23 protein-coding genes are annotated in these 24,820 nt (G+C 60.3%); 14 read left to right on the forward strand and 9 right to left on the reverse strand.

Translation table 11 applies throughout. The features are described from left to right. Positions 1–331: 331 nt before the first annotated feature. The 6 genes from ACIPZE_RS07285 to ACIPZE_RS07310 form a co-directional block, all read right to left on the reverse strand. Positions 332–511: a hypothetical protein gene (locus tag ACIPZE_RS07285; protein ID WP_129392952.1), complete on the reverse strand. Its 180-nt coding sequence runs from the start codon at positions 509–511 to the stop codon at positions 332–334. A 156-nt stretch (positions 512–667) separates the two neighbouring features. Continuing rightward, positions 668–1,843, reverse strand: coding sequence for a lactonase family protein (locus tag ACIPZE_RS07290; RefSeq protein WP_400772170.1), 1,176 nt, complete (start codon positions 1,841–1,843; stop codon positions 668–670). Continuing rightward, entirely contained in the window at positions 1,830–2,141 is a 312-nt protein-coding gene (locus ACIPZE_RS07295) for a DUF5629 family protein (RefSeq protein WP_008088034.1), read from the reverse strand. The genes ACIPZE_RS07290 and ACIPZE_RS07295 overlap by 14 nt, the downstream gene beginning before the upstream one ends. A gap of 176 nt (positions 2,142–2,317) precedes the next feature. Continuing rightward, complete coding sequence (locus ACIPZE_RS07300; protein ID WP_400772172.1) at positions 2,318–3,898, reverse strand: aldehyde dehydrogenase (NADP(+)); 1,581 nt, start codon at positions 3,896–3,898, stop codon at positions 2,318–2,320. A 9-nt stretch (positions 3,899–3,907) separates the two neighbouring features. Continuing rightward, positions 3,908–4,900 (reverse strand): AraD1 family protein, encoded by a 993-nt coding sequence (araD1, locus tag ACIPZE_RS07305; protein ID WP_400772174.1) that lies wholly within the window; start codon positions 4,898–4,900, stop codon positions 3,908–3,910. 145 nt (positions 4,901–5,045) lie between these two features. After that, positions 5,046–6,368: an MFS transporter gene (locus ACIPZE_RS07310; RefSeq protein ID WP_129392940.1), complete on the reverse strand. Its 1,323-nt coding sequence runs from the start codon at positions 6,366–6,368 to the stop codon at positions 5,046–5,048. Between the two features lie 193 nt (positions 6,369–6,561). Here ACIPZE_RS07310 and ACIPZE_RS07315 point away from each other — a divergent pair, with 193 nt between their 5' ends. Continuing rightward, positions 6,562–8,298, forward strand: a complete 1,737-nt coding sequence (locus ACIPZE_RS07315) for an IlvD/Edd family dehydratase (protein ID WP_053121166.1) — start codon at positions 6,562–6,564, stop codon at positions 8,296–8,298. A gap of 236 nt (positions 8,299–8,534) precedes the next feature. After that, positions 8,535–9,254 (forward strand): FadR/GntR family transcriptional regulator, encoded by a 720-nt coding sequence (locus ACIPZE_RS07320; protein WP_129392937.1) that lies wholly within the window; start codon positions 8,535–8,537, stop codon positions 9,252–9,254. A gap of 305 nt (positions 9,255–9,559) precedes the next feature. Here ACIPZE_RS07320 and ACIPZE_RS07325 read toward each other — a convergent pair whose 3' ends face one another. Next, positions 9,560–11,944, reverse strand: coding sequence for an RND family transporter (locus ACIPZE_RS07325; protein WP_283436755.1), 2,385 nt, complete (start codon positions 11,942–11,944; stop codon positions 9,560–9,562). Then, on the reverse strand, positions 11,941–12,984 hold the full coding sequence (locus ACIPZE_RS07330; RefSeq protein WP_400772176.1) for a WD40/YVTN/BNR-like repeat-containing protein: 1,044 nt from the start codon (positions 12,982–12,984) through the stop codon (positions 11,941–11,943). Before ACIPZE_RS07330 ends, ACIPZE_RS07325 begins: the two co-directional genes overlap by 4 nt. Before the next feature lie 427 nt (positions 12,985–13,411). Between ACIPZE_RS07330 and ACIPZE_RS07335 the strand changes: the two genes are divergently transcribed. From ACIPZE_RS07335 to ACIPZE_RS07365, 7 genes are all read left to right on the forward strand, one after another. Then, the gene (locus tag ACIPZE_RS07335) at positions 13,412–14,002 is read left to right on the forward strand and encodes an amino acid synthesis family protein (RefSeq protein WP_122594276.1); all 591 of its coding nucleotides are present in this window, start codon (positions 13,412–13,414) and stop codon (positions 14,000–14,002) included. Positions 14,003–14,033: 31 nt separating this feature from the next. Continuing rightward, on the forward strand, positions 14,034–14,867 hold the full coding sequence (locus tag ACIPZE_RS07340; protein ID WP_400772178.1) for an alpha/beta fold hydrolase: 834 nt from the start codon (positions 14,034–14,036) through the stop codon (positions 14,865–14,867). Continuing rightward, a complete protein-coding gene (locus ACIPZE_RS07345; RefSeq protein ID WP_400772179.1) occupies positions 14,864–16,345 on the forward strand; it encodes an aldehyde dehydrogenase in 1,482 nt (493 codons plus the stop codon). The genes ACIPZE_RS07340 and ACIPZE_RS07345 overlap by 4 nt, the downstream gene beginning before the upstream one ends. 12 nt (positions 16,346–16,357) lie before the next feature. Next, positions 16,358–16,843: a flavin reductase family protein gene (locus tag ACIPZE_RS07350; protein WP_400772181.1), complete on the forward strand. Its 486-nt coding sequence runs from the start codon at positions 16,358–16,360 to the stop codon at positions 16,841–16,843. A 129-nt stretch (positions 16,844–16,972) separates the two neighbouring features. Next, on the forward strand, positions 16,973–17,377 hold the full coding sequence (locus ACIPZE_RS07355) for a carboxymuconolactone decarboxylase family protein (protein ID WP_053121180.1): 405 nt from the start codon (positions 16,973–16,975) through the stop codon (positions 17,375–17,377). A gap of 42 nt (positions 17,378–17,419) precedes the next feature. Further along, complete coding sequence (locus tag ACIPZE_RS07360; protein ID WP_283436760.1) at positions 17,420–18,184, forward strand: GntR family transcriptional regulator; 765 nt, start codon at positions 17,420–17,422, stop codon at positions 18,182–18,184. A 1-nt stretch (position 18,185) separates the two neighbouring features. Beyond that, positions 18,186–18,749 (forward strand): NUDIX hydrolase, encoded by a 564-nt coding sequence (locus ACIPZE_RS07365; protein ID WP_008088079.1) that lies wholly within the window; start codon positions 18,186–18,188, stop codon positions 18,747–18,749. Between the two features lie 146 nt (positions 18,750–18,895). On the opposite strand, the gene ACIPZE_RS07370 is transcribed toward ACIPZE_RS07365, so the two are convergent. Beyond that, entirely contained in the window at positions 18,896–19,192 is a 297-nt protein-coding gene (locus ACIPZE_RS07370) for a DUF1330 domain-containing protein (RefSeq protein WP_400772183.1), read from the reverse strand. Positions 19,193–19,260: 68 nt separating this feature from the next. Between ACIPZE_RS07370 and ribBA the strand changes: the two genes are divergently transcribed. The 5 genes from ribBA (at position 19,261) to ACIPZE_RS07395 (ending at position 24,708) form a co-directional block, all read left to right on the forward strand. After that, positions 19,261–20,370: a bifunctional 3,4-dihydroxy-2-butanone-4-phosphate synthase/GTP cyclohydrolase II gene (gene ribBA / locus ACIPZE_RS07375; protein WP_400772185.1), complete on the forward strand. Its 1,110-nt coding sequence runs from the start codon at positions 19,261–19,263 to the stop codon at positions 20,368–20,370. 380 nt (positions 20,371–20,750) lie between these two features. After that, complete coding sequence (locus tag ACIPZE_RS07380) at positions 20,751–21,776, forward strand: ABC transporter substrate-binding protein (RefSeq protein WP_129392910.1); 1,026 nt, start codon at positions 20,751–20,753, stop codon at positions 21,774–21,776. After that, entirely contained in the window at positions 21,773–22,720 is a 948-nt protein-coding gene (locus tag ACIPZE_RS07385; RefSeq protein WP_400772402.1) for an ABC transporter permease, read from the forward strand. Before ACIPZE_RS07380 ends, ACIPZE_RS07385 begins: the two co-directional genes overlap by 4 nt. 6 nt (positions 22,721–22,726) lie before the next feature. After that, positions 22,727–23,536: an ABC transporter permease gene (locus ACIPZE_RS07390; RefSeq protein WP_122594265.1), complete on the forward strand. Its 810-nt coding sequence runs from the start codon at positions 22,727–22,729 to the stop codon at positions 23,534–23,536. Between the two features lie 17 nt (positions 23,537–23,553). After that, entirely contained in the window at positions 23,554–24,708 is a 1,155-nt protein-coding gene (locus ACIPZE_RS07395; RefSeq protein WP_316918149.1) for an ABC transporter ATP-binding protein, read from the forward strand. Positions 24,709–24,820: the final 112 nt, after the last annotated feature.

Genomic DNA, 24,820 nt, shown 5'->3' on the forward strand with positions numbered 1-24,820 from the left:
CATAGTGAACATCAGCTTCGTTGATTATTTAGCCGGTCTATTTGCGTGTTGAAGAAAACCTATGACGCTACGAAACGCACACGAGGGCGACGGTCTTTACCGATCGTTCCCACGCTCTGCGTGGGAATGCAGCCCGTGACGCTCCGCGTCACTGGACGCAGAGCGTCCCTAGAGGCATTCCCACGCAGAGCGTGGGAACGATCAACAACGATCAACAACGCACACGTGTAAGAGCTGCCGAAGGCTGCGATCTTTTGATTTTGCTTTTTAAAAACAAGATCAAAAGATCGCAGCCTTCGGCAGCTCCTACAGGGGAGTTGTGTGCTGGTGCTCAGTGTTGGCTTTTGTGATCCAGGGCGGCGTAGAAGTTGGCGCTCTGTTGCAGGTATTTCTGGGTGTAGCTCTGGGTGTGGGATTTTTTGCTGGCGATTTCAACGTTGGCACCGGCTGGCAGAACCACGGTGGCGGAGATGGCGGAAGCGGCGATAACGGAGAAGAGATTGAAGTTCATGGCGGTAACCCTCGTGTTCGGTTGGCTTGCTTGCCCGGTTGGGCCGTGAAGCAAACTTAACGCTCGAGGGCTGATCGCTTGAAATGCTTTGTAACGTTAGCGCATATCAGTGCAATTAATACAACCAGACAGGCCCCGTAAACCGGGGCCTGTGGCTTATTGTCGCACTATAAACTTGAGGTCACTCGGGGCGTCCATCGGCAGTTTCTGCACGGTTTTGCCGAGCAGACCGGTCTTGCTGTCGCGCTCGACGACAACAATCTGGTTGCTCTTCTGGTTGGCAATCAACAGGAACTTGCCACTCGGATCGAGGCTGAATTCGCGTGGGTGATCACCTTCCACCGAGCGCTTTTGCAGCTCTTTGAGCTGGGCAGTCGCCGGATCGATGCTGAATACCACCAATTGATTGGCGGTGCCGCGATTGCTGACATAGAGGAACTTGCCGTCCGCCGAGGTGTGCAGCGCGGCGCCGGCCTTGTCCGACGTCGGCTGACCTGCAGCCAGATCGACCAATTGGGTCTGGGTCAGCACGCCGTCGTTGTAATCAAACACCGCGACCTGCGCGCTCATTTCCATGCTCAGCCAGGCGTGCTTGCCGTCAGCGCTGAACAGCAGATGACGCGGGCCACTGCCTGCCGGGAGGGACACCGAGGCGGATTTCGCCGGGGTCAGCGGCAAATCCGGATTGGCCTTTGGGTCGAATTTGTAGATGAAGACCTTGTCCGCACCCAGATCGTTGGAGAACACGTAGCGACCGTCCGGCGAAGAGACCGTCGAGTGCACGTGGTTCGAGGCCTGACGCTCAGGATTGACCCGGCTCGCCGGGTGCGCGCTCATCTGTACGACCGGCTTCAGTTTGCCGTCAGCACCGACCGGCAGCACCGCGAGGGTTCCACCCGGATCTTCCATTACCGAATAGTTGCTGACGAACAGGTGACTGGCGTCAGCGCTGAGGCTCGAATGAGTCGGTTCGTTGCCCAGGCTCTGCACCTGATTGATCAGGCTCAGCGCGTGGGTCTTCGGATCGATCGCATAGCTGCTGACGCGGCCGACCGGGTCTTTCTGGCCCGGGCCGTTTTCATTGACCACGAACAGGCGATGCTGGTCTTTGGACAAGGTCAGCCACGACGGGTTTTCGCTCTTGACCACTTGCAATGGCTTGGCATCGATCTGGCCGGTGGCGCTGTCGAAGTTCATGCGATAGATGCCCTGGCTGGTGTCAGCGGTGTAGGAGCCGACCAGCAACTGGAAGCTTTCTGCCGATGCCGTGGACAGGCCCATGGCGCCGACGCTGCCGGCCATCAGCAGCGGCCAGAATTTACGCATTTTCATCAGTGTCATCCTCGTCGTCGCTGCTGCTGACTACATCGCCATGACAAACCAGGCGATGTTCGCCGATCGCTTTGGTTTCATTGAAATAGCCGACGATCAACCAGCTCTGCAAAGAGTCGTCGAAGGTTGCCGCGGCAACCTGCGCCGGAGTGAATTCCCAATGTTTGGCCGCTCGGCCGTCGATGCATTCGATGTGCAGGTTATCGTCTTCATCGAGGGCGAATTCGAAGGCGTGCAGGCCGTCGATTTCGACCATACCGCAGTGTTCGAGGGCGTTGAGAAGGGTTTGGGCAGTCATGGCAGTAAAGTCTTTCAGGGGGAAACCGGCAATGATAGCTCAAGAAGCACACTCCCCCTGTAGGAGCTGCCGCAGGCTGCGATCTTTTGATGCCTGATCGTTCCCACGCTCAGCGTGGGAACGATCAAACAAGATCAAAGGATCGCAGCCTGCGGCAGCTCCTACAGGGGTGTTTTTCAGAGGGCTTCGCGGCTGGGTTTACCGTCGACCAGGCGCTGAATGCGCAGCGGGTTGGCGTTTTTCAGCGGCTCAGGCAGCAAGCTGTCCGGGTAGTTCTGGAAACACACCGGGCGCAGGAAACGGTCGATCGCCAGCGTGCCGACGGAGGTGCCGCGTGCATCGGATGTCGCCGGATACGGCCCGCCGTGGACCATCGAATCGCACACCTCGACACCGGTCGGATAACCGTTAAGCAGAATCCGCCCGACCTTCTGCTCCAGCAACGGCGTCAGTTCAGGGAAGCGCTCGAAGTCCGCCAGTTCGCCGATAATTGTCGCCGTCAGTTGCCCGTGCAGGCCGTGTAGTGCAGCGCTGAGTTGCGCCTTGTCGGCCACTTCGACAATCACCGTGGTCGGGCCAAACACTTCTTCCTGCAGCACTTCATCGCCATCGATCAACAGGCTGGCGTCGGCCTTGAACAACTGCGGCTGCGCCTGATTGCCCTGCTGCGGATTACCGGCCAGATGCTCGATGCCGGGATGCGCCAACAGCTTCTGCAAGCCTTTGCCGTAGCTGCCGAGGGTGCCGGCGTTAAGCATGGTTTGCGCCGGTTGATCAGCGATCAAACCCACTACTTGCTGCACAAACGCGCTGAACTGTGGCGAGCGGATGCCGATCACCAGACCCGGATTGGTACAGAACTGACCGCAGCCCTGCACCACCGACGCGGTCAGGTCGCGAGCAACCGTTTCCGAACGTTCAGCCAATGCCTGCGGCAAGACAATCACCGGGTTGATGCTCGACATCTCGGCGAACACCGGGATCGGTTGCGCACGCGCGGCGGCCATGTCGCACAGCGCACGACCACCCTTGAGCGAACCGGTGAAGCCGACCGCCTGAATCGCCGGATGCTTGACCAGCCATTCACCGACGCCACCACCGTAGATCATGTTGAACACGCCGGCCGGCATCGCGGTTTTCTCGGCGGCGCGGATCAGCGCATCGGCGACCAGTTCTGCTGTCGCCATGTGCCCGCTATGGGCCTTGAACACCACCGGGCAACCGGCGGCCAGCGCCGCAGCGGTGTCGCCGCCCGCAGTGGAAAATGCCAGCGGGAAGTTGCTCGCACCGAACACCGCGACAGGGCCGAGACCAATACGGTACTGGCGTAAATCCGGGCGCGGCAATGGCTGACGATCCGGCAACGGCAGATCGATCCGCGCACCGTAGAAATCGCCACGGCGCAGCACTTTGGCGAACAGCCGCATCTGCCCGCTGGTACGCCCGCGCTCACCCTGAATGCGCCCCGCCGGCAAGGCGGTTTCGCGGCAGACCACGGCGACGAAGTCATCACCCAACGCGTCGAGTTCATCGGCAATCGCGTCGAGAAACTGCGCGCGGCGTTCGGCGCTGAGGCTGCGATACGCCGGGTACGCGGCAGCGGCAGCCTTGGCGGCGGCGTCAACTTCTTCCACCGTGGCCTGGATGAAATCGTGGGGCAGTTGCTCGCCCGTGGTTGCGTCGACCGATTGCAGTTTGACGTCGCCAGCGGCGCTGCGCTGACCGCCGATGTAGTTGTGACCGAGAATCTGAGTCATGGGATCTCCTTAAAGGGTGCCGATGCTGTCCGGTTCAAACACCGCGGTAACCGGGACGATGCCGTTGACCAGCGGCGCGCCGAATTCGGCCTGGCTGATTTCGAAGACGTCGCCCGGTTGGGTGCGAATGCCGTCGGCAAACGACAGGGTCGCGGTGCCGAAGAAGTGAATGTGCACATCGCCCGGACGGAGGAACTGGCTGTATTTGAAGTGGTGGTATTCGAGGTTGGCGAGGCTGTGGCACATGTTCGCCTCGCCGCTGAGAAACTCGTTCTGCCAGAGCACTTCGCCGTCACGCAGGATACGACTGGTGCCTGCCAGATGTTGAGGCAGTTCGCCGGTGCGAAGTTCCGGGCCGTAGCTGCAGCTGCGCAGTTTCGAGTGCGCGAGGTACAGGTAATTCTTGCGCTCCATGATGTGATCGGAGAATTCGTTGCCCACCGCGAAGCCCAAGCGATAAGGCTTGCCGTCGTTGCCGATGAGGTACAGGCCGGCCATCTCCGGTTCTTCGCCAGCGTCTTCGGCAAACGGCGGTACCGGGAACGGCTGGCCGGGACGGACGACGATGCTGCCGTCGCCTTTGTAGAACCATTCCGGCTGCACACCGGCCTGCCCCGCCGCCGGTTTGCCGCCCTCCACGCCCCATTTGAAGATGCGCATGGTGTCGGTCATCGTCGCTTCGTCGCCGGCCTGCTGGTGCATTTTGTCGCGCGCCGAGGCGCTGCCCAGGTGGGTCAGACCGGTGCCGCTGATCAACATGTGCGCCGGATCCGGGTGGTCGAGTGGCGGCAGGATGCGCAGTTGCGACAGCAGTTCGGCATAGTCGTGGCTGATGCCAAGGCCCAAGGTTTGCACTTGCTGCTCAAGGGTGTTGCCGGCCTCAATGGCGGCGAGCGCCAGATCGCGCACTGTGCGGGCGTCCTGCACTTCGCGCACCAGACCGTTGTCGACCACGCCGACACGGCGTTCGCGGTTGCTTAATTCGAATTGAACCAGATGCATGTTCTTCTCCTGTGTAATTCGAAACACCGCAGCTCCTTGTAGGAGTGAGCCTGCTCGCGATAGCGGTGTGTCAGCCAAAAAGTTGCCAACTGATAGACCGCTATCGCGAGCAGGCTCACTCCTACAGGGGACCGGTGTTGGTCATTCAGGTGCGGGTGGCGCCGCGGGCGCTGGCGGCGAATTGGTCGACTGGCAGAACGTGTTTGCGTTCCAGCACGCGGTAGACGATTGCGGTCAGGATCAAACCGAAGACCATCACCCCCGAGAGGAAGTACAGGCCGGACGCGAGGTTGCCGGTGTATTCCTTCAACGCCCCAATCACGAATGGCCCGATATACCCGCCCAGGTTCCCCACCGAATTAATCAAGGCAATCCCCGCCGCCGCACTCGCCCCGGCAAAGAACCGCCCAGGCAAAGTCCAGAACACCGCCGTGCAGGAAAACAGCGCAAACGCCACCAGACATAACGCTGCCAGTTGCGCCACCGGCAACGACAGCCACGCGCTCATGAACAGACCAATCGCGCCCAGCACATAAAGCACGGCCAGATGCCCGTAGCGATCATTCAAGCGATCAGAACTGCGCGGCACGATCAGCAAGCCGATGATCCCGAAAATGTACGGCACCGACGACACGAAACCAGTGACCAGATCACTGCCACCGAACTGTTTGATCAGCGTCGGCAACCACAAACCCAAGCCATAAATGCTCAACGTCACCGGCAGATAAAACAGCGCCAGCAGCAACACGCGTTTGTCTTTCAGCGCATGCAGCGGGTTGCCGTGGCGGGTCTGGCCGTATGCCTGCAGATCCTTTTTCAGCTCGCCGGTCAGCCAGTCCTTTTCCGCCTGATCCATCCACTGCACTTGCTGCGGGCCATCCGGCAACCAGCGCAAGACCGGCCAGGTCAGCAGGATCGCCGGCGTGCCGATGACGATGAACAGCCACTGCCAGCCGTGCAGACCAAGGACGCCGTCCATGCCGAGTAAACCGCCGGACACCGGGCCGGTAATCATCATCGCGATGGGCTGAGAAAGGATGAACAGCCCGAGGATCTTGCCGCGATGACGCACCGGGAACCATTGGGTGATGTAGTAGAGAACGCCGGGGAAGAACCCCGCTTCAGCCGCGCCGAGCAGAAAGCGCATCACGTAGAAACTGTGCGGCCCTTGGACGAAGGCCATGCCGATGGTGATGGCGCCCCAGGTGATCATGATTCGCGCAAACCAGCGCCTCGCGCCGAAGCGTTCGAGCATCAGGTTGCTGGGAATTTCGAGGAGAAAGTAGCCAATGAAGAACAGCCCGGCACCGAGGCCATAAGCCGCATCGCCAATGCCGATGTCGGCGCCCATGTGCAGCTTGGCGAAGCCGACGGCGGAGCGATCCACATAGGCGATCAGGTACAGCAGGATCAGGAAGGGAATCAGTTTCAGCGTGATGCGCCGGATTAGCCGCAGTTCCTGGCTCATGAGATCGGTCTCCGATTGTTGTTTTTATAGAACCTCGGGGGACGCCTCTCACGGAAAACCGTCAGGGCCAACCCTCCGTCGAAAACGACTATATAGTAATACTAATTCACCAACAACACTTCCAAACCTAGGATTTTGCGCTTAGATTAGGCCGTAGCTCGAACACTATAGTCATACAATAAGAGAATCGATCATGTCTGATAAGAAACCCACCCTGCGCTCCGCCCAATGGTTTGGCACGGCCGACAAGAACGGCTTCATGTACCGCAGCTGGATGAAGAATCAGGGCATCGCCGACCACCAGTTCCACGGCAAGCCGATCATCGGCATCTGCAACACCTGGTCGGAACTGACCCCGTGCAACGCGCACTTCCGCCAGATCGCGGAGCACGTCAAACGCGGGGTGATCGAGGCCGGTGGGTTTCCAGTGGAATTCCCGGTGTTCTCCAACGGCGAATCGAACCTGCGCCCGACCGCCATGCTCACCCGCAACCTGGCGAGCATGGACGTTGAAGAAGCGATTCGCGGCAACCCGATTGACGGCGTCGTGCTGCTGACCGGTTGCGACAAAACCACCCCGGCGCTGTTGATGGGCGCGGCCAGTTGCGACGTGCCGGCCATCGTCGTCACCGGCGGGCCGATGCTCAACGGCAAGCACAAGGGCAAGGACATCGGTTCCGGCACGGTGGTCTGGCAGCTCAGCGAACAGGTCAAGGCTGGCACCATCACGATTGACGATTTCCTTGCGGCCGAGGGCGGCATGTCGCGTTCGGCGGGCACCTGCAACACCATGGGCACCGCATCGACCATGGCCTGCATGGCTGAAGCACTCGGCACGTCCTTGCCGCACAACGCGGCGATTCCTGCGGTGGATGCGCGGCGTTATGTGTTGGCGCACATGTCCGGCATGCGGGCCGTAGAGATGGTTCGCGAAGATTTGAAACTGTCGAAGATTCTGACTAAAGAAGCCTTCGAGAATGCTATCCGCGTGAACGCCGCCATCGGTGGTTCGACCAACGCGGTGATTCACTTGAAAGCCATTGCCGGGCGCATCGGTGTCGAGCTGGATCTGGATGACTGGACGCGCATGGGGCGCGGCATGCCGACCATTGTCGACCTGCAACCGTCGGGGCGTTTTCTGATGGAAGAGTTCTATTACGCCGGTGGTTTGCCCGCAGTATTGCGTCGCCTCGGTGAAGCCAATCTGATTCCTCATCCGAATGCGCTGACGGTGAACGGCAAGTCCATCGGCGAGAACACCAAGGACGCGCCGATCTATGGCGAAGACGAAGTGATCCGCACGCTCGACAATCCGATCCGCGCCGACGGCGGGATTTGTGTGTTGCGCGGCAACCTGGCGCCGCTGGGTGCGGTGCTCAAGCCGTCCGCTGCAACGCCGGAACTGATGCAGCATCGCGGTCGTGCGGTGGTGTTTGAGAACTTCGACATGTACAAGGCGCGGATCAATGATCCGGAGCTGGATGTCGACAAGGATTCGATTCTGGTGATGAAGAACTGCGGGCCGAAGGGTTATCCGGGCATGGCCGAAGTCGGCAACATGGGGCTGCCGGCCAAGTTGCTGGCGCAGGGTGTGACGGACATGGTGCGTATTTCCGATGCGCGGATGAGCGGCACCGCGTACGGCACGGTGGTTTTGCACGTGGCACCGGAAGCGGCGGCTGGCGGGCCTTTGGCGACGGTGAAGGAAGGCGACTGGATCGAACTGGATTGCGCCACTGGCCGTTTGCACCTGGATATTCCGGATGCGGAACTGGCGGCGCGGATGGCGGATCTGCAACCACCGCAGCAGTTGTTGGTGGGCGGCTATCGTCAGTTGTACATCGACCATGTGCTGCAAGCGGATCAGGGCTGTGACTTTGATTTCCTGGTCGGTTGCCGAGGGGCTGAAGTGCCTCGTCATTCCCATTAAGAGCAAAAGATCGCAGCCTGCGGCAGCTCCTACATTGGAATGCATTCCCCTGTTTGATCGTTCCCACGCTTCGCGTGGGAATGCCTCTAGGGACGCTCCGCGTTCCAGCTCTGAAATGGGACACAGAGCGTCCCGGGGCAGCATTCCCACATTTGGCCTTTGTGCATTCCCTCAAGATTGTGTCGTGCCTGCTATGATGCGCGGCATCTCCATCGCTCAGGATCGCGCCGTTCCCCATGGATTACCGCAAACCCTCCGACCGCAAAAGCATGCACTCGCGCATCGTCCAGGAACTGGGCATGCAGATCGTCTCCGGACGCTTCAAGCCCGACGACAAACTGCCCGCCGAAGCCTTATTGTGCGAGGAATACGCGGTCAGCCGGCCGGTGTTGCGTGAAGCCACGCGGGTACTCGTGGCCAAGGGGCTGGTGTATTCCAGGCCGCGCGTCGGCACGGTGGTCAAGGCGCGCCGCGAATGGCACATGCTCGACCCGGACGTGCTGCACTGGCTGATGCAAAGCAGCCCGCAGAATGAATTCTTCAATGTGCTGACCAGCGTGCGCAGCATTATCGAACCGGCCGCTGCCGCCCTCGCCGCCCAGCATGCGACCGATGTCGAAATTGCCGCGATTGGTGAGGCTTACCAGCGCATGGAGGCGGCGCCGACACCGGAAGCGTTGTTGCAGCCGGATCTGGACTTTCACAGCCGGATCGCCGATGCGACGCACAATGATTTGCTGGCGAACCTGTGCAACATGTTGTCGGTGGCGATTGCCGAGGCGTTGAAGCATTCGAATCAGCGGCCGAATCTGCATGAATTGGCGTTGCCTCGGCATAAGGCGATTTTGACTGCTATCGAGAATCGCGATGCCCTTGGCGCCCGGCATGCGACGTTGGTGCAGCTGGATGATGCGCGTAGTGCTTTGAGTGTTGTGCTTGGCGCTGAACTCACTTAACGCTTGAGATCCTCTGCCCTCACCCTAGCCCTCTCCCAGAGGTAGAGGGGACCGATTGGGGGATATTCGAGATTTACGCCGACTTGAACGATTTGCTGTGAATCCACAATCGACTGGTATCTCAAGTCTAATGATTTGCTGTGAATCCATAATCAACTCGGTATTTCAGGTCGATGTATCAAGCCGCCCCCCTCGGTCAGTCCCCTCTCCCTCCGGGAGAGGGCTAGGGTGAGGGGCTCTTGATCTTTAGCCACAAAAAAAGCCGCAACCCTAAGGTTGCGGCTTTGTCATTTCAGCCCTTCAGATCAATGGGCAAACAGCGAATTACCCTTCTGCCCCGCCAGTTTCTCCGGCTTGATCAGGAACCGCGCCAGTGCCGGCAGCAGCCACAGCGCACCGAACATGTTCCACAAGAGCATGAAGGTCAGCATCAGGCCCATGTCGGCCTGGAACTTGATCGCCGAGAAGATCCACGTGCACACGCCAATCGCCAGGCACAGGCCGGTAAACAGCACCGCTTTACCGGTGGATTTCAGCGTCTGGTAATACGCTTCCTGCAACGGCAGACCGGCACGCAGGAAACTCTCCAGACGGCTGTAGATGTAGATGCCGTAGTCGACACCAATCCCCACACCCAGCGCCACCACCGGCAGCGTCGCAACCTTCACGCCAATGCCCATGAACGCCATCAGTGCGTTGCCGAGTACAGAGGTCAGTACCAGTGGCAGGACGATGCACAAGGTCGCCGCCCATGAACGGAAGGTGATCATGCACATCACCGCCACGCAGATGTACACCAGGATCAGGATGGTCAGCTCAGCCTGCTTGATGACTTCGTTGGTAGCCGCTTCGATCCCGGCGTTACCGGCGGCGAGGATGAATTCCAGGCCGTCCTTGTTGTTGTCCTTGGCGAATTCCTGCACCGCGTGCACCGCCCGATCCAGGGTTTCCGCCTTGTGATCGTTGAGGAACACCAGCACCGGCGCCAGTGAGCAACTGTTGTTGTACAGACCGTCGGCGCGGGCAATCGAGTTGTTCAGCACGTCCGGGTTGCGTGACAGGGTTTCCCATTTCAGGTTGCCCTCGTTCATGCCCTTGATCATCTGCTTGGACACGGTCACCAGCGAGATCGCCGACTGCACGCCCTCGGTGTTCTGCATCTTCCACATCAGCTCGTCGATCGGCGCCATGGCCTCAAAGCGCGAGCAACCTTCAGCCTTGGTCTTGACCATCACCACCAGCACGTCAGAACTGGTCGAGTAGTTGTTGATGATGAAGTTGTTGTCCTTGTTGTAGCGCGAGTCCGGACGCAGTTCCGGCGCGCCCTGGTCGAGGTCACCGATTTTCAGGTTCTGGCTGTACCAGAGGCCGCCACCGAAGGCGATCAGCGCCAGCACCACCGAGATGCGTGCGACTTTCGGGTTGGCGAAATTCGACAGCAAGCGCCAGAACGGATGTTCGCGGTTGGCGTCCTTCTTGCTCCGGGCAATCGCGCGCTTGCTGATGCCGACATAGGAAATCGCCACCGGCAGCAGAATCAGGTTGGTGAACACGATCACCGCAACGCCGATCGATGCGCCGATTGCCAGTTCACGGATCACGCCGATGTCGATGATCAGCAGCGTGATGAAGCCCACCGCATCCGCGAGAATCGCGATCATCCCCGGCAGGAACAATTGCCGGAAGGTGCGCCGTGCTGCGGTTAACGCGTTATCGGCCTCACTGGATTGCAGGGCGATGCCGTTGATCTTTTGCACGCCGTGGGAAATACCGATGGCGAAGATCAGGAACGGCACCAGCATCGAATACGGATCGAGCCCGAAACCGAAGAAGTGCATCAGACCGAGCTGCCAGACCACCGCCACCAGCGTCGTACTCAACACCGCGATGGTGCTGCGTACGCAGTTTGTGAACCACAACAGCAGGATCAGGGTGATGACGAAGGCGATGCCGAAGAACAACACCACCATCACCAGGCCGTCGATCAGGTCGCCGACTTTCTTGGCGAAACCGACGATGTGGATCTTGACGTTGGGGTTCTGCGCTTCGAACTTGTTGCGGATCTTGTCTTCAAGCTCATGGGAGAACTGCCGGTAGTCCAGCGCCAGCAATTTGCCCTGATCCTGCGGGTCCGGATAGGACTCCAACAACGGGATATCGACGATGCTCGACTTGAAGTCGTTGGACACCAGGCGCCCGACCTGACCGGACTTGAGCACGTTGTTGCGCAGCAGATCGAGGCTGTCCTGCGAGCCGTTGTAGCTCTGCGGGATCACTTCACCGCCGGCAAAACCTTCTTCGGTCACTTCGGTCCAGCGTACGCTCGGGCTCCACAGCGACTTCAGCCCGGAACGGTCGACGCCGGAGATGTAGAACACTTCGTCGTTGATCTGGCGCAGGGTCTCCATGTACTCCTTGGAGAAGATGTCGCCGTCGGTGGCTTCCACCGAAATTCGTACGGTGTTGCCGAGGTTCGCCAGGTCGTTGCGGTGCTCCATCATCTTCTCGATGAACGGATGCTTGAGCGGGATCATTTTTTCGAAACTGGTCGACGGCCGGATCAGCGTGGCCTGCCAGAACAGGAAAATGCTCACCACCAGACAGATCAGAATCACTGCCGGGCGGTTGTTGAAGATCAGGCGCTCAAGGAACGTCGCCTTTTCCTGCTGAGGAGTGATCAAGGAAGTCATAGCCCCGCCTTCTTATTATTGATTTCGGCACCGTTCGGCAGCGTGGTGTGGACGCCGCCCTGCCCGGTCAGGATCAGGTTGCCGTCGCCGGCAGCGGTGACGGAAGACAGCGAGATGCGATCCGGGCGGTTGAACACGCTGAAGGTTTCGCCGTTGTCGCTGCTGCTGATCACCGAGCCGCCGTTGCCGACGATCACGATTGAACCGTCAGGCAGCAAGGTCGCGCCGGACAAGCCGAATTCCAGGGAGCCACGGGCGGCTTTCAGTTCGACCTGCTCCCAGGTACTGCCGAAGTCTGTGGAGCGGTAGAGGTTGCCGCGCAAGCCGTAGGCCAGCAGGGTTTGCGGCTGAGCCGTACCGATCACGCCGAACAGCGAGCCTTCGTACGGGCCTTCGAGTTTTTCCCAGGTCTGGCCCCAGTCGGCGGAGCGGAACATGCTGCCCGACTCGCCGACGATGAACAGCCCGGCGTCCTTCACCGCCGCGATGGCGTTGAGGTGGAACTGGTCTTCGTTGTCGAGGCGGTCGCTGACGTCTTGCCAACTCTTGCCGCCGTCGGTGGTTTCCAGCAGCGCGCCATACGCGCCCACGGCGAGGCCGCTGTTGACGTCCTTGAACCAGACATCGAGCAGCGGCGATTCACGTTTGAGGTCTTCGAATTGTTTGCTCCAGGTCAGACCGCCGTCTGCGCTGGCGAGGATTTGCGCGTCGTGGCCGACCGCCCAGCCGTGTTTGTCGTCGACAAAATACACCGCGGTCAGCAGTTGCCGGCTTGGCACCTTGGCCTGGGTCCAGGTTTTGCCCTGGTCATCGGAATAGAGAATGTGCCCGCGATCCCCGACTGCGACCAGGCGCGTGCCGGCGTGGACGACATCAAGAATCAGGCTTTTCGCGGCTTTGCCGGATTCGGTGGCATAAACCACGTCGGCTGGAGCCTCGGCGGCCAGCACAGGTGCCGATAACGTGGCGAAGCCCAGCAGGGCGAGTGCTGTGGCCAGCAAAGCGGTGTTGCGTAACGCCGGCGGGCGGCAACGACTCATAGACCTTCCCCTATTTATTATTGTTAGGCCTTCTGGCCTTCAAGGGCGCCGCAAGTGTGCTCCGCTGATGGCTGCTCAGGAGCATAGTCCTGAAACCCGCAATCCAGAGCCACTTCGGAAGCTGGCTCATCCTATCGGGCTTTCGAAACGTCTGACAATCGGCGCCACGTTATCTTTTGTTAACCGCATGGCATGAACGCACAACCCTGTAGGAGCTGACGAGTGAAACGAGGCTGCGATCTTTTGATCCTGGCCTTTAAAGATCAAAAGATCGCAGCGTGCCGCAGCTCCTACAGGGATTTCGCGTTGTTATGACGGAGGATTCGTCGGATGGATGAGGGGAATCTTGCGAGGGGGACTTGCACGATCGGTATTATGGTATACCATCAGACGCACAGACACTCTCAATCCCCCAACGGAGCAGCTCATGAGTTTCGAAATTCGCAAGATCGTCAGCTATGTCGAAGAAACCTTCATCGAAGGCGGCAAAGCCACCGACAAGCCGGTGACCATGGTCGGCCTCGCCGTGGTGATGAAAAACCCTTGGGTGGGCAACGGTTTCGTTGAAGACCTCAAGCCGCAGATCCGCGCCAACTGCTCCGACCTCGGCGCGCTGATGGTCGAGCGTCTGGTCGGCATCATCGGCGGTGCGGACAAAATCGAGGCCTACGGCAAAGCTGCCGTGGTCGGCGCCGATGGTGAAATCGAACACGCCTCTGCGGTGATCCACACCCTGCGCTTCGGCAACCACTACCGCGAAGCCGTCAACGCCAAGAGCTACCTGAGCTTCACCAACAAGCGCGGCGGCCCGGGCACTTCGATTCAGATCCCAATGATGCACAAGGACGACGAAGGTCAGCGTTCGCACTACATCACTCTGGAAATGCAGATCGAAGACGCGCCGCGTGCCGACGAAATCGTCGTCGTGCTGGGTTGCGCCGACGGTGGTCGCCTGCACCCGCGCATCGGCAACCGCTACATCGATCTGGAAGAACTGGCCGCCGAAAAAGCCCAGTAACCACAATAAAAAGGCATTGCAGGAGCGCTCCATGATTCGGCTCACCGCTGAACTCACCCCGGCTGGCACCAGTTACCTGGCGACCGGCCAAGGCCAGCCCGTGGTTTTGATCCACGGCGTGGGCCTGAACAAAGAAATGTGGGGCGGCCAGATTGTCGGCCTGTCCAGCCAATACCAAGTGATCGCCTACGACATGCTTGGGCATGGCGCCAGCCCGCGACCGGCCAGCGGCACCAACCTGCTCGGTTACGCCGATCAGTTGCTGGAGTTGCTCGATCACCTGAATCTGCCGCAGGCAGCGGTGATCGGTTTCTCCATGGGCGGTCTGGTCGCGCGGGCCTTTGCCCTGCATTACCCGGAGCGCCTGCAAAGCCTGGTGGTGTTGAACAGCGTGTTCAACCGCAGTGAAGAACAGCGTGCCGGCGTCATCGCGCGCACCGCGCAAGCGGCCGAACATGGCCCGGACGCCAATGCCGAAGCCGCGCTGTCACGCTGGTTCAGCCGCGAATATCAAGCGGCCAACCCGGCGCAGATCGCTGCGATCCGCCAGACCCTCGCCGGTAATGATCCGCAAGGCTATCTGACCACCTATGAACTGTTCGCCACCCAAGACATGTACCGCGCCGACGACCTGGGCAGCATTCAAGCGCCGACGCTGATCGCCACGGGTGAACTCGATCCGGGTTCGACCCCGGAAATGGCCGAGCAACTGGCCCGACGCATCCCCGGTGCGAAGGTTGCCGTGCTGGCCGAGCAACGGCATATGATGCCCGTAGAGTCGCCGCGTCTGGTCAATCAGACGCTGCTGGAATTTCTCCAATTCGCACACTCCCGACAAAACCATATAAAGGGGATCGTTGCATGACACTCGCACGCTTCCAGATGTGCATCGGCGGAGAATGGGTCGACGCCCTCTCCGGCAAGACCTTCGAAAGCCTCAACCCGGCCTCCGCACAAGCCTGGGCAGAATTGCCTGACGCTGATGAAGCTGACGTCGAACGCGCCGTGCAATCGGCACAAGCCGCTTTCGACAGCCCGGCATGGCGTGGCCTGACCGCCACCGCGCGCGGCAAACTGCTGCGCCGACTCGGCGACTTGATCGCGGAAAACAAGGAACAACTGGCGCAGCTGGAAAGTCGCGACAACGGCAAGCTGATCCGCGAAACCCGTGGCCAGGTCAGTTATCTGCCGGAGTTTTTCCATTACACCGCAGGGCTGGCCGACAAGCTCGAAGGCGGCACGCTGCCGCTGGATAAGCCGGATCTGTTCGCCTACACCGTGCATGAAGCGATGGGCGTAGTCGCCGCGATCATTCCGTGGAACAGCCCGCTGTACCTGACCGCGATCAAACTCGCCCCGGCCCTCGCCGCCGGCAACACGATTGTGATCAAGCCGTCCGAACACGCTTCGGCGACCATTCTTGAGCTGGCACGTCTGGCCCTCGAAGCCGGGATTCCGCCGGGTGTGGTCAACGTCGTCACCGGTTACGGCCCGAGCACTGGCGCCGCCCTCACCCGCCATCCGCTGATCCGCAAAATCGCCTTCACCGGCGGCGCGGCGACGGCGCGGCACGTGGTGCGCAGCAGCGCCGAGAACTTCGCCAAACTGTCGCTGGAACTTGGCGGCAAGTCGCCGAACATCATCTTCGCCGACGCCGATCTCGACAGTGCAATCAACGGCGCGATTGCCGGAATCTATGCCGCCTCCGGGCAGAGTTGCGTGTCCGGTTCGCGCCTGTTGGTGCAGGACGAAATCTACGACGAATTTGTCAATCGACTGGTCGAACGCGCCCAGCGCATTCGCATCGGCAACCCGCAAGAAGACGCCAGCGAAATGGGCCCGATGGCGACCGCGCAGCAACTGGCGGTGGTCGAAGGTCTGGTCGCCGATGCCATCGCTGAGGGCGCGCGTTTGCGCACGGGTGGCAAGCGTCCGAGCGGTCTCGGCGAAGGCTGGTTCTACGAGCCGACGCTGTTCGAATGCGACCGCAATTCGATGAAGATCATGCAGGAAGAAGTCTTTGGCCCGGTGGCGTCGGTGATCCGCTTCAAAGATGAAGCCGAAGCGCTGGCGATCGCCAACGACTCGCAGTTCGGCCTCGCGGCCGGCATCTGGACGCGCGATCTCGGTCGCGCCCATCGTCTGGCGCGCGATGTGCGTTCAGGGATCATCTGGGTCAACACTTACCGCGCGGTGTCGGCGATGGCACCCATCGGCGGCTTCAAGAACAGTGGCTATGGACGCGAGAGCGGCATCGATTCGGTGCTGGCCTACACCGAACTGAAAACGGTGTGGATCAACCTTTCCCAGGCGCCAATGCCTGATCCGTTTGTGATGCGCTAGGAGTCCTGCGAAATGATCGAACCCGGCATTTACAAAGACGTCATGAGCTCGTTTCCGTCCGGCGTCACGGTGGTGACCACCCTTGACCCGGAAGGTGGAATCGTCGGCATCACCGCCAGCGCCTTCAGTGCGCTGTCGATTGACCCGGCGCTGGTGTTGTTCTGCCCCAACTACGCTTCCGACACCTACCCGGTGCTGCGTGACAGCAAGAAGTTCGCGATCCATTTGCTGTCCGCCGATCAGACCGCCGAGGCCTACGCCTTCGCCGGTAAGGGCAAGGACAAGGCCAAGAACATCGAGTGGCATTTGAGCGAACTCGGTAACCCGATTCTCGCCAAAGCCACCGCGATCATCGAGTGCGAGTTGTGGCGTGAATATGACGGTGGCGATCACGCGATTATTGTTGGCGCGGTGAAGAACCTGATCCTGCCAGCACAACCGGTGACGCCGATGATCTACCACAAAGGCAAGCTCGGCCCCCTGCCAACCCTGGCCTGACAGATCCACACACATCCCTGTAGGAGCTGCCGAAGGCTGCGATCTTTTGACGTTGATTCTCAAGAGCAAGATCAAAAGATCGCGGCCTTCGGCAGCTCCTACAGGGGAATTGGGGAGATTGGAGGAATGATGAGTAACGAAAAGTACGAAAAAGGCTTGAAGATCCGCACCCAGGTATTGGGCGAAGCCTACGTTCAGCGTTCAATCGACAACGCCGACGACTTCACCCGCCCCTTGCAGGAAATGGTCACCGAATACTGCTGGGGCCATGTCTGGGGTCGTGAAGGTTTGTCGCTCAAAGAGCGCAGCATGATCAACCTGGCGATGATCTCGGCGCTCAACCGTCCGCACGAACTCAAGCTGCATGTGCGTGGCGCCTTGCGTAACGGCCTGAGTCGTGAGCAAATACGCGAAATTCTGCTTCAGGTCGGTATTTATTGCGGCGTTCCGGCAGCCGTGGACAGTTTCCGGCTGGCCCGTGAAGCCTTTGCCGAAGCCGACGCCGAAGCCCCAGTCAACCCCTCGGCTGTTTAGATGCCCGTCTGGCATGGACAGCCAACCGAAAGAGCGGACCCCATGAAACGCCAGCCACTCGACGACAGCTTCAAGGTCAATCGCAACCCCGTTACCCTGCGCGAAATCGTGCTGGATAAACTGCGTAGCGCGATCATGAATTTCCAGCTCATGCCCGGTGATCGTCTGGTCGAGCGCGATCTGTGCGATCGCCTTGGCGTCAGCCGCACCTCCGTGCGCGAGGCCTTGCGTCACCTCGAATCCGAAGGCCTGGTCGAGTTCGCCGATGCCAAAGGCCCGCGTGTCGCCATCATCACATTGGCCGATGCCGTCGATATCTACGAACTGCGCTGCGTGCTCGAAGGTTTGATCGTGCAGTTGTTCACCCTGCGCGCCAAGGCCAAGGACATCAAAGCCCTGGAAAAAGCCCTCGACGACAACCGCAAGGCACTCAAGGATGGCGAGTTGCAGCAGGTAATCGACTCGGTGCAGGGTTTCTACGATGTGCTGCTCGAAGGTTCGGGCAACCATGTCGCGGCGACTCAGTTGCGTCAGTTGCAGGCACGCATCAGCTACCTGCGCGCGACTTCGGTTTCGCAGGAAAACCGGCGCGGCGCGAGTAATCAGGAAATGGAAAAAATGGTTGAGGCGATCAAGAGCGGCGATCCGCTGGTGGCGCATCAGGCCTGTGTCGATCACGTGCGCGCTGCCGCTGCGGTGGCGCTCGACTACCTCAAGCGCAAACAGGAAGAGACTGGCTCTGCCGTCAAAGGCACGCCGCCGATCACCCTGCCCATCGCGCTGAAAGAACCGCGTATAGGTCACTGATATGTTCAGCCCGAGCTTTTGCCCGAAATGCGGTGGCCCTGATCTTGGTCAGCAGATACCGCCGGGCGATACGCACGAGCGCCTGATGTGCCGCGGTTGCGGCTACATCCACTACATCAATCCGAAGATCATTGCCGGCTGCATCATCGAGCAGGACGGCAAATACCTGCTGTGCCAACGGGCGATCCCACCGCGCCCCGGCACCTGGACGCTGCCGGCCGGTTTCATGGAGAGCGGCGAGACCACCGAGCAAGCGGCGGTCCGCGAAGTCTGGGAAGAAAGCGGCGTGCGCGCGGAAATCGTCTCGCCGTATTCGATTTTCAGCGTGCCGAAGATCAGCGAGGTGTACATCATCTTCCGCGCGATCGCGCTGGAGATCACCGGGCAGTACGGGCCGGAGACCATGGATTACAAATTCTTCGCCCCGGAAGACATTCCGTGGGAGCAGATCTACTACCCGGCGATCCGGCAGATTCTCGAGCGCTATATCGAAGAGCGCCAGGCTGGGGTGTATGGGATCTATATGGGCAATGATGACAGCGGCAAGATCCACTTTATCCGCTGATCACCACCTATCCCCCCCGTCTGATCGTTCCCACGCTCCGCGTGGGAATGCAGACCGGGACGCTCCGCGTCCCTTCAGCAGCCGAACGCGGAGCGTCCGAAGAGGCGTTCCCACGCGGAGCGTGGGAACGATCATTACCGTGGGCTTCACAGTGGGGCGATGCCTTCGACGATGATGATTTGCGCCGTCGCCCATTCTTCGCGATAACGCTTCGCTTCCTGGTACGCCGCCGAGTGGTAGCACGCCACGGCTTTTTCGTAGCTCTCGAACTCGATCACCACGCTGCGCTGCGGCGTCTCGCGCCCTTCCATCGCTTCGCTGCGCCCGCCTCTTGCCAGAAACTTTGCGCCGAACGCGGCGAAGGCTGCCGGCGCGCGCTGGGTGTATTGGCTGTAGTGATCGGCATCGGCTATATCCACATGAGCAATCCAGTACGCCTTCATAGTGACCTCTTTGTTGATTTTGTATTATGGTATACCAATATATTCCCAACAAACCCTGAGAGTCCAGCATGGCCTTCAACAGCATCGAAGAAATCATCGAAGATTATCGCCTCGGCAAAATGGTCCTGCTGGTCGATGACGAAGATCGCGAGAACGAGGGCGACCTGTTGCTGGCCGCCGACCGTTGTACGCCTGAGGCGATCAGCTTCATGGCCCGCGAAGCGCGCGGGCTCATTTGCCTGACGCTGACTGATGAACATTGCCAGCGTTTGGGCCTGGAGCAAATGGTCCCGGCCAATGGCAGTGTGTTCAGCACCGCGTTTACCGTGTCGATTGAAGCGGCGGTTGGCGTGACCACCGGCATCTCCGCAGCTGATCGCGCCTGCACCGTTGCCGCCGCTGTCGCGCCGAATGCCCGCGCTGAAGACCTGGTGCAGCCCGGCCACATCTTCCCGCTGCGCGCCAAGGAAGGTGGCGTGCTGACCCGCGCCGGGCATACCGAGGCGGGTTGCGATCTGGCCCGTTTGGCCAGTCTCACCCCCGCCTCGGTGATTGTCGAGGTCATGAACGACGACGGCACCATGGCCCGTCGCCCGGATCTGGAAGTGTTCGCGCGCAAGCACGGGATCAAGATCGGCACCATCGCCGACCTGATCCACTATCGCCTGAGCACCGAACACACCATCGAGCGCATTGGCGAACGCGAGCTGCCGACGGTGCACGGCACCTTCCGTTTGATCACCTTCGAGGATCGCATCGAAGGCGGCGTGCACATGGCGATGGTCATGGGTGATTTGCGCCGTGAAGAGCCGACGCTGGTGCGTGTGCATGTGATCGATCCGCTGCGTGATCTGGTCGGTGCCGAGTACAGCGGGCCGACGAACTGGACGTTGTGGGCGGCGCTGCAACGGGTCGCGACTGAGGGGCATGGGGTTGTTGTGGTGTTGGCTAATCATGAGTCTTCGCAGGCGTTGCTGGAGCGGGTGCCGCAACTGACCCAGCCGCCACGACAGTTCAGCCGTTCGCAATCGCGGATTTATTCGGAGGTCGGGACTGGGGCGCAGATTCTGCAGAACCTTGGGGTGGGCAAGCTGCGCCATCTTGGGCCACCGCTGAAATACGCCGGCCTGACCGGGTATGACCTGGAAGTGGTCGAGAGTATTCCGTTTACCGAATGAAGCTGCCCTCACCCCAGCCCTCTCCCGGAGGGAGAGGGAGCTGACCGAGTTGTTTGCCCGCTATACACCGACCTGAGATACCGAGTCGAACTCGAGTTTTGAACAGCATGAAGATCTGCTCCCTTTCCCCCTCTCCCACTGGGAGAGGGCTGGGCGGGCGGCGTTCCGATGAGGGGCTGGATCTAAAATTTCTCCACATCTCTCAAGTGAAAAACCATCAGCCGCCAGATAACCGGTAAGGCAAAGTGCTTGCACAAAGTTTGGAATACCATAATATGATATTCCATAGACCGGACGCTTCAACGAACGTCCAGCTACTGCTCCCGATAGGCGGGCAACAACGCAAGCCCGCTCAAAAACACAACAATGAGGGCGTGAACATGGTGTTGAACAAAGCTGCAACCGCGATCTTTTTTGCGGGACTGCTCAGCGTTACCGGCCAGGCTGCAATGGCTGCCGAAAGCGTGAACTTCGTCAGCTGGGGCGGAAGCACCCAGGATGCGCAGAAACAGGCCTGGGCCGATCCGTTCAGCAAGGCCAGCGGCATCACCGTCGTGCAGGACGGCCCGACCGACTACGGCAAACTCAAAGCCATGGTCGAGAGTGGCAACGTGCAGTGGGACGTGGTCGATGTCGAAGCCGATTTCGCCCTGCGCGCCGCTGCCGAAGGCCTGCTCGAACCCCTCGACTTCAAGACCATCCAGCGCGACAAGATCGACCCGCGTTTCGTCAGCGATTACGGCGTCGGCTCGTTCTTCTTCTCCTTCGTCCTCGGCTACAACGAGGGCAAACTCGGCGCCAACAAGCCGCAGGACTGGAGCGCCCTGTTCGACACCAAGACCTACCCCGGCAAACGCGCCCTGTACAAATGGCCAAGCCCTGGCGTGCTCGAACTGGCGCTGCTGGCCGACGGCGTACCTGCCGACAAGCTCTACCCGCTGGACCTGGATCGCGCCTTCAAGAAACTCGACACCATCAAGAAAGACATCGTCTGGTGGGGCGGCGGCGCGCAGTCGCAGCAACTGCTGGCCTCCGGTGAAGCGAGCATGGGCCAGTTCTGGAACGGCCGCATTCACGCCCTGCAAGAAGACGGCGCGCCGGTTGGCGTGAGCTGGAAACAGAACCTGGTCATGGCCGACATTCTGGTCATCCCCAAAGGCTCGAAAAACAAGGACGCGGCGATGAAGTTTCTGGCCAGCGCCAGCAGCGCCAAAGGCCAGGCCGACTTCTCCAACCTGACCGCCTACGCCCCGGTCAACCTCGACAGTGTGGAGCGTCTGGATTCGACGCTGGCCCCCAACCTGCCGACTGCCTACGCTAAGGATCAGATCACTCTTGATTTCGCGTACTGGGCCAAAAACGGCCAGGCCATCGCGACACGGTGGAACGAATGGCTGGTCAAATGAAAATGGCGGCCACCGCGTCCCGTCCCTCCACTGCCACCGGGAGCGCTACCAGCGCTGCCGGTCCGGCCCACGGAACACAGGCGGTTGCGATGCAGCAAGCCCCGTCCCTCAGACAACGCTGGCGCGGCGCCGGCAACCTCGTGCCGGCGCTGTTGTTCATCGGCCTGTTCTTTCTCGCGCCGTTGATTGGCCTGCTGTTACGCGGCGTCCTCGAACCGACGCCAGGCCTTGGCAACTATGAACAACTGTTCGCCAACTCGGCGTATGCCCGGGTGCTGCTCAACACCTTTTCGGTGGCCGGGCTGGTGACGCTGTTCAGCCTGCTGCTGGGCTTCCCGCTGGCTTGGGCGATCACCTTGGTGCCGCGCGGCTGGGGGCGCTGGATCCTCAACATCGTGCTGCTGTCGATGTGGACCAGCCTGCTCGCCCGCACCTATTCGTGGCTGGTGCTGCTGCAAGCCTCGGGCGTGATCAACAAGGCCTTGATGGCGCTGGGCATCATCGATCAGCCGCTGGAAATGGTGCACAACCTCACCGGCGTGGTGATCGGCATGAGCTACATCATGATCCCGTTCATCGTGCTGCCGTTGCAGGCGACCATGCAGGCCATCGACCCGATGATTCTGCAGGCCGGCTCGATCTGCGGCGCCAGTCCGTGGACCAACTTCTTTCGGGTGTTCCTGCCGCTGTGCCGGCCGGGTCTGGCCTCCGGTGGCTTGATGGTGTTCGTCATGTCGCTCGGTTACTACGTGACCCCGGCGCTGCTCGGCGGGGCGCAGAACATGATGCTGCCGGAGTTCATCATTCAGCAGGTGCAATCGTTCCTCAACTGGGGCCTGGCCAGTGCCGGCGCCGCGTTGCTGATCGCGATCACTCTGGTGCTGTTCTACTTCTACCTGAAGCTTCAGCCGGAATCCCCGGTTGGCGCCAGTAACGCGAGGTAAGCCGACATGCTCCTGACCCCCAATGCGATGAGCCGCCGCATGCGTTTCGGCTTGTATGCAACCACTGGGCTGATCGGTCTGTTCCTGCTGTTGCCGATCGTCTTTATCGTGCTGCTGTCATTCGGTTCATCGCAGTGGCTGGTGTTTCCGCCACCGGGCTGGACGCTGAAATGGTACGGCCAGTTCTTCTCCAACCCCGACTGGATGAACGCCGCTGCGGCCAGCCTCAAAGTTGCCGTGCTGACCACGATCTTCGCTGTGGCCCTCGGTTTGCCGACGGCGTTTGCGCTGGTGCGCGGACGCTTTCCTGGCCGGGAAATGCTCTACGGCCTGTTCACCCTGCCGATGATCGTGCCGCTGGTGATCATCGCCGTGGCGGTGTACGCGCTGTTCCTCAAGCTCGGTTACACCGGGACGATGTTCGCCTTCGTCGTCAGCCATGTGATCGTCGCGCTGCCGTTCACCATCATCTCGATCATCAACTCGCTGAAGCTGTTCGATCAGTCGATTGAAGACGCGGCGGTGATCTGCGGTGCCTCGCGCCTGCAAGCGGTGTTCAAGGTGACGTTCCCGGCGATTCGCCCGGGCATGGTCGCCGGCGCCCTCTTCGCCTTTCTGGTTTCGTGGGATGAAGTGGTGCTCAGCGTGATGATGGCCAGCCCGACCCTGCAAACCCTTCCCGTGAAAATGTGGACCACTCTGCGCCAAGACCTGACGCCAGTAATCGCCGTCGCCTCGACGCTGCTGATCGGCTTGTCTGTTTTGGTCATGGTGATCGCCGCCGCATTGCGCCGGCGCAACGAAATCAGCGCCTGAGCGCCCAGGAGTACGACATGAGTGCCGTGATCAAAGACGCTTCCCAGCAGAATGACAAACCCCTGGTCAGCCTGCGCAATCTGAACAAGCACTACGGCGACTTTGCCGCCGTCGATAACATTTCGCTGGACATCAAGGACGGTGAATTCCTCACCTTCCTCGGCTCTAGCGGCTCGGGTAAAAGCACCACGCTGTCGATGCTCGCCGGGTTTGAAACGCCGAGCAGCGGCGAGATCCTCGTCAATGGTGAGTCGCTGGTGAACGTGCCGCCGCACAAGCGTGACATCGGCATGGTGTTCCAGCGTTATTCGTTGTTCCCGCATCTGTCGGTGCGCGACAACATCGCCTTCCCTCTGGCAATTCGTAAACTCGCCGCCGCCGAGCGCGACAAGCGTGTCGATGCGATGTTGAAACTGGTGCAGCTGGAACAGTTCGCTCATCGCCGCCCTTCGCAATTGTCTGGCGGCCAGCAACAACGCGTCGCCATCGCCCGCGCCCTGGTTTACGAACCACGCATTCTGTTGATGGACGAACCGCTCGGCGCCCTGGATAAAAAGCTGCGCGAGGACTTGCAGGATGAGCTGCGCCAACTGCATCGCCGGCTGGGCATCACCATTGTTTACGTAACCCACGACCAGGAAGAAGCGATGCGTTTGTCGCAGCGCATCGCGATTTTCAGTCACGGCAAGATTGTCGGTCTGGGCAGCGGTTATGACCTTTATCAGAATCCGCCGAATGCGTTTGTCGCCTCCTTCCTCGGCAACTCGAACTTCCTCAAGCTCAAGGCACAGGGCAATGCGGCGGCTTCATTTGAAGGGCAGTCACTGTCGATTCGACTGACAGCCGGGTTGCACACCGATCAGGATGTGCTGCTGATGGTGCGCCCGGAAAAGGCACTGGCGTTGAGCGTGGCGCAAGCGATCAGCGAACCGTTGCCGTCGGGTTGGAATGAGGTTTCAGCGAAGGTTGTGGAAGTGCTGTTCCTCGGCGAAAGCCAGACCTGCAGCGTGGTCACCTCGGGCGGCACATCAATGACAGTGAAAGCACTGTCAGCCGCCGGCATGCCGCTCAAGGCTGGCGACCCGGTGCAAGTACGCTGGGCCACCGCCGACGCCTGCGTCTACACCGAATGGACCGAAAGCGACCTCAACAAAGCCGCCGGCTCCCACTGAACACCCCTGTAGGAGCTGCCGCAGGCTGCGATCTTTTGATCTTGTTCTAAATGCAAGATCACAAGATCGCAGCCTGCGGCAGCTCCTACATCGGCATTCAGGATAACTGGCG

The sequence above is a fragment of the Pseudomonas sp. NPDC089741 genome (genome assembly GCF_044748825.1).
Taxonomy (GTDB): Bacteria; Pseudomonadota; Gammaproteobacteria; order Pseudomonadales; family Pseudomonadaceae; genus Aquipseudomonas; species Aquipseudomonas helmanticensis.

What these genes read in the sequence shown, in the direction of transcription:
- araD1 (WP_400772174.1), bottom strand. Translation starts at nt 4,900, where the DNA reads ATGCATCTGGTTCAATTCGAATTAAGCAACCGCGAACGCCGTGTCGGC.
- ACIPZE_RS07315 (WP_053121166.1), top strand. Translation starts at nt 6,562, where the DNA reads ATGTCTGATAAGAAACCCACCCTGCGCTCCGCCCAATGGTTTGGCACG.
- ACIPZE_RS07350 (WP_400772181.1), top strand. Translation starts at nt 16,358, where the DNA reads ATGATCGAACCCGGCATTTACAAAGACGTCATGAGCTCGTTTCCGTCC.
- ACIPZE_RS07335 (WP_122594276.1), top strand. Translation starts at nt 13,412, where the DNA reads ATGAGTTTCGAAATTCGCAAGATCGTCAGCTATGTCGAAGAAACCTTC.
- ACIPZE_RS07310 (WP_129392940.1), bottom strand. Translation starts at nt 6,368, where the DNA reads ATGAGCCAGGAACTGCGGCTAATCCGGCGCATCACGCTGAAACTGATT.
- ACIPZE_RS07340 (WP_400772178.1), top strand. Translation starts at nt 14,034, where the DNA reads ATGATTCGGCTCACCGCTGAACTCACCCCGGCTGGCACCAGTTACCTG.
- ACIPZE_RS07370 (WP_400772183.1), bottom strand. Translation starts at nt 19,192, where the DNA reads ATGAAGGCGTACTGGATTGCTCATGTGGATATAGCCGATGCCGATCAC.
- ACIPZE_RS07345 (WP_400772179.1), top strand. Translation starts at nt 14,864, where the DNA reads ATGACACTCGCACGCTTCCAGATGTGCATCGGCGGAGAATGGGTCGAC.
- ACIPZE_RS07330 (WP_400772176.1), bottom strand. Translation starts at nt 12,984, where the DNA reads ATGAGTCGTTGCCGCCCGCCGGCGTTACGCAACACCGCTTTGCTGGCC.
- ACIPZE_RS07365 (WP_008088079.1), top strand. Translation starts at nt 18,186, where the DNA reads ATGTTCAGCCCGAGCTTTTGCCCGAAATGCGGTGGCCCTGATCTTGGT.
- ACIPZE_RS07295 (WP_008088034.1), bottom strand. Translation starts at nt 2,141, where the DNA reads ATGACTGCCCAAACCCTTCTCAACGCCCTCGAACACTGCGGTATGGTC.
- ACIPZE_RS07380 (WP_129392910.1), top strand. Translation starts at nt 20,751, where the DNA reads ATGGTGTTGAACAAAGCTGCAACCGCGATCTTTTTTGCGGGACTGCTC.
- ACIPZE_RS07290 (WP_400772170.1), bottom strand. Translation starts at nt 1,843, where the DNA reads ATGAAAATGCGTAAATTCTGGCCGCTGCTGATGGCCGGCAGCGTCGGC.
- ACIPZE_RS07285 (WP_129392952.1), bottom strand. Translation starts at nt 511, where the DNA reads ATGAACTTCAATCTCTTCTCCGTTATCGCCGCTTCCGCCATCTCCGCC.
- ACIPZE_RS07325 (WP_283436755.1), bottom strand. Translation starts at nt 11,944, where the DNA reads ATGACTTCCTTGATCACTCCTCAGCAGGAAAAGGCGACGTTCCTTGAG.
- ACIPZE_RS07395 (WP_316918149.1), top strand. Translation starts at nt 23,554, where the DNA reads ATGAGTGCCGTGATCAAAGACGCTTCCCAGCAGAATGACAAACCCCTG.
- ACIPZE_RS07360 (WP_283436760.1), top strand. Translation starts at nt 17,420, where the DNA reads ATGAAACGCCAGCCACTCGACGACAGCTTCAAGGTCAATCGCAACCCC.
- ribBA (WP_400772185.1), top strand. Translation starts at nt 19,261, where the DNA reads ATGGCCTTCAACAGCATCGAAGAAATCATCGAAGATTATCGCCTCGGC.
- ACIPZE_RS07390 (WP_122594265.1), top strand. Translation starts at nt 22,727, where the DNA reads ATGCTCCTGACCCCCAATGCGATGAGCCGCCGCATGCGTTTCGGCTTG.
- ACIPZE_RS07385 (WP_400772402.1), top strand. Translation starts at nt 21,773, where the DNA reads ATGAAAATGGCGGCCACCGCGTCCCGTCCCTCCACTGCCACCGGGAGC.
- ACIPZE_RS07355 (WP_053121180.1), top strand. Translation starts at nt 16,973, where the DNA reads ATGAGTAACGAAAAGTACGAAAAAGGCTTGAAGATCCGCACCCAGGTA.
- ACIPZE_RS07300 (WP_400772172.1), bottom strand. Translation starts at nt 3,898, where the DNA reads ATGACTCAGATTCTCGGTCACAACTACATCGGCGGTCAGCGCAGCGCC.
- ACIPZE_RS07320 (WP_129392937.1), top strand. Translation starts at nt 8,535, where the DNA reads ATGGATTACCGCAAACCCTCCGACCGCAAAAGCATGCACTCGCGCATC.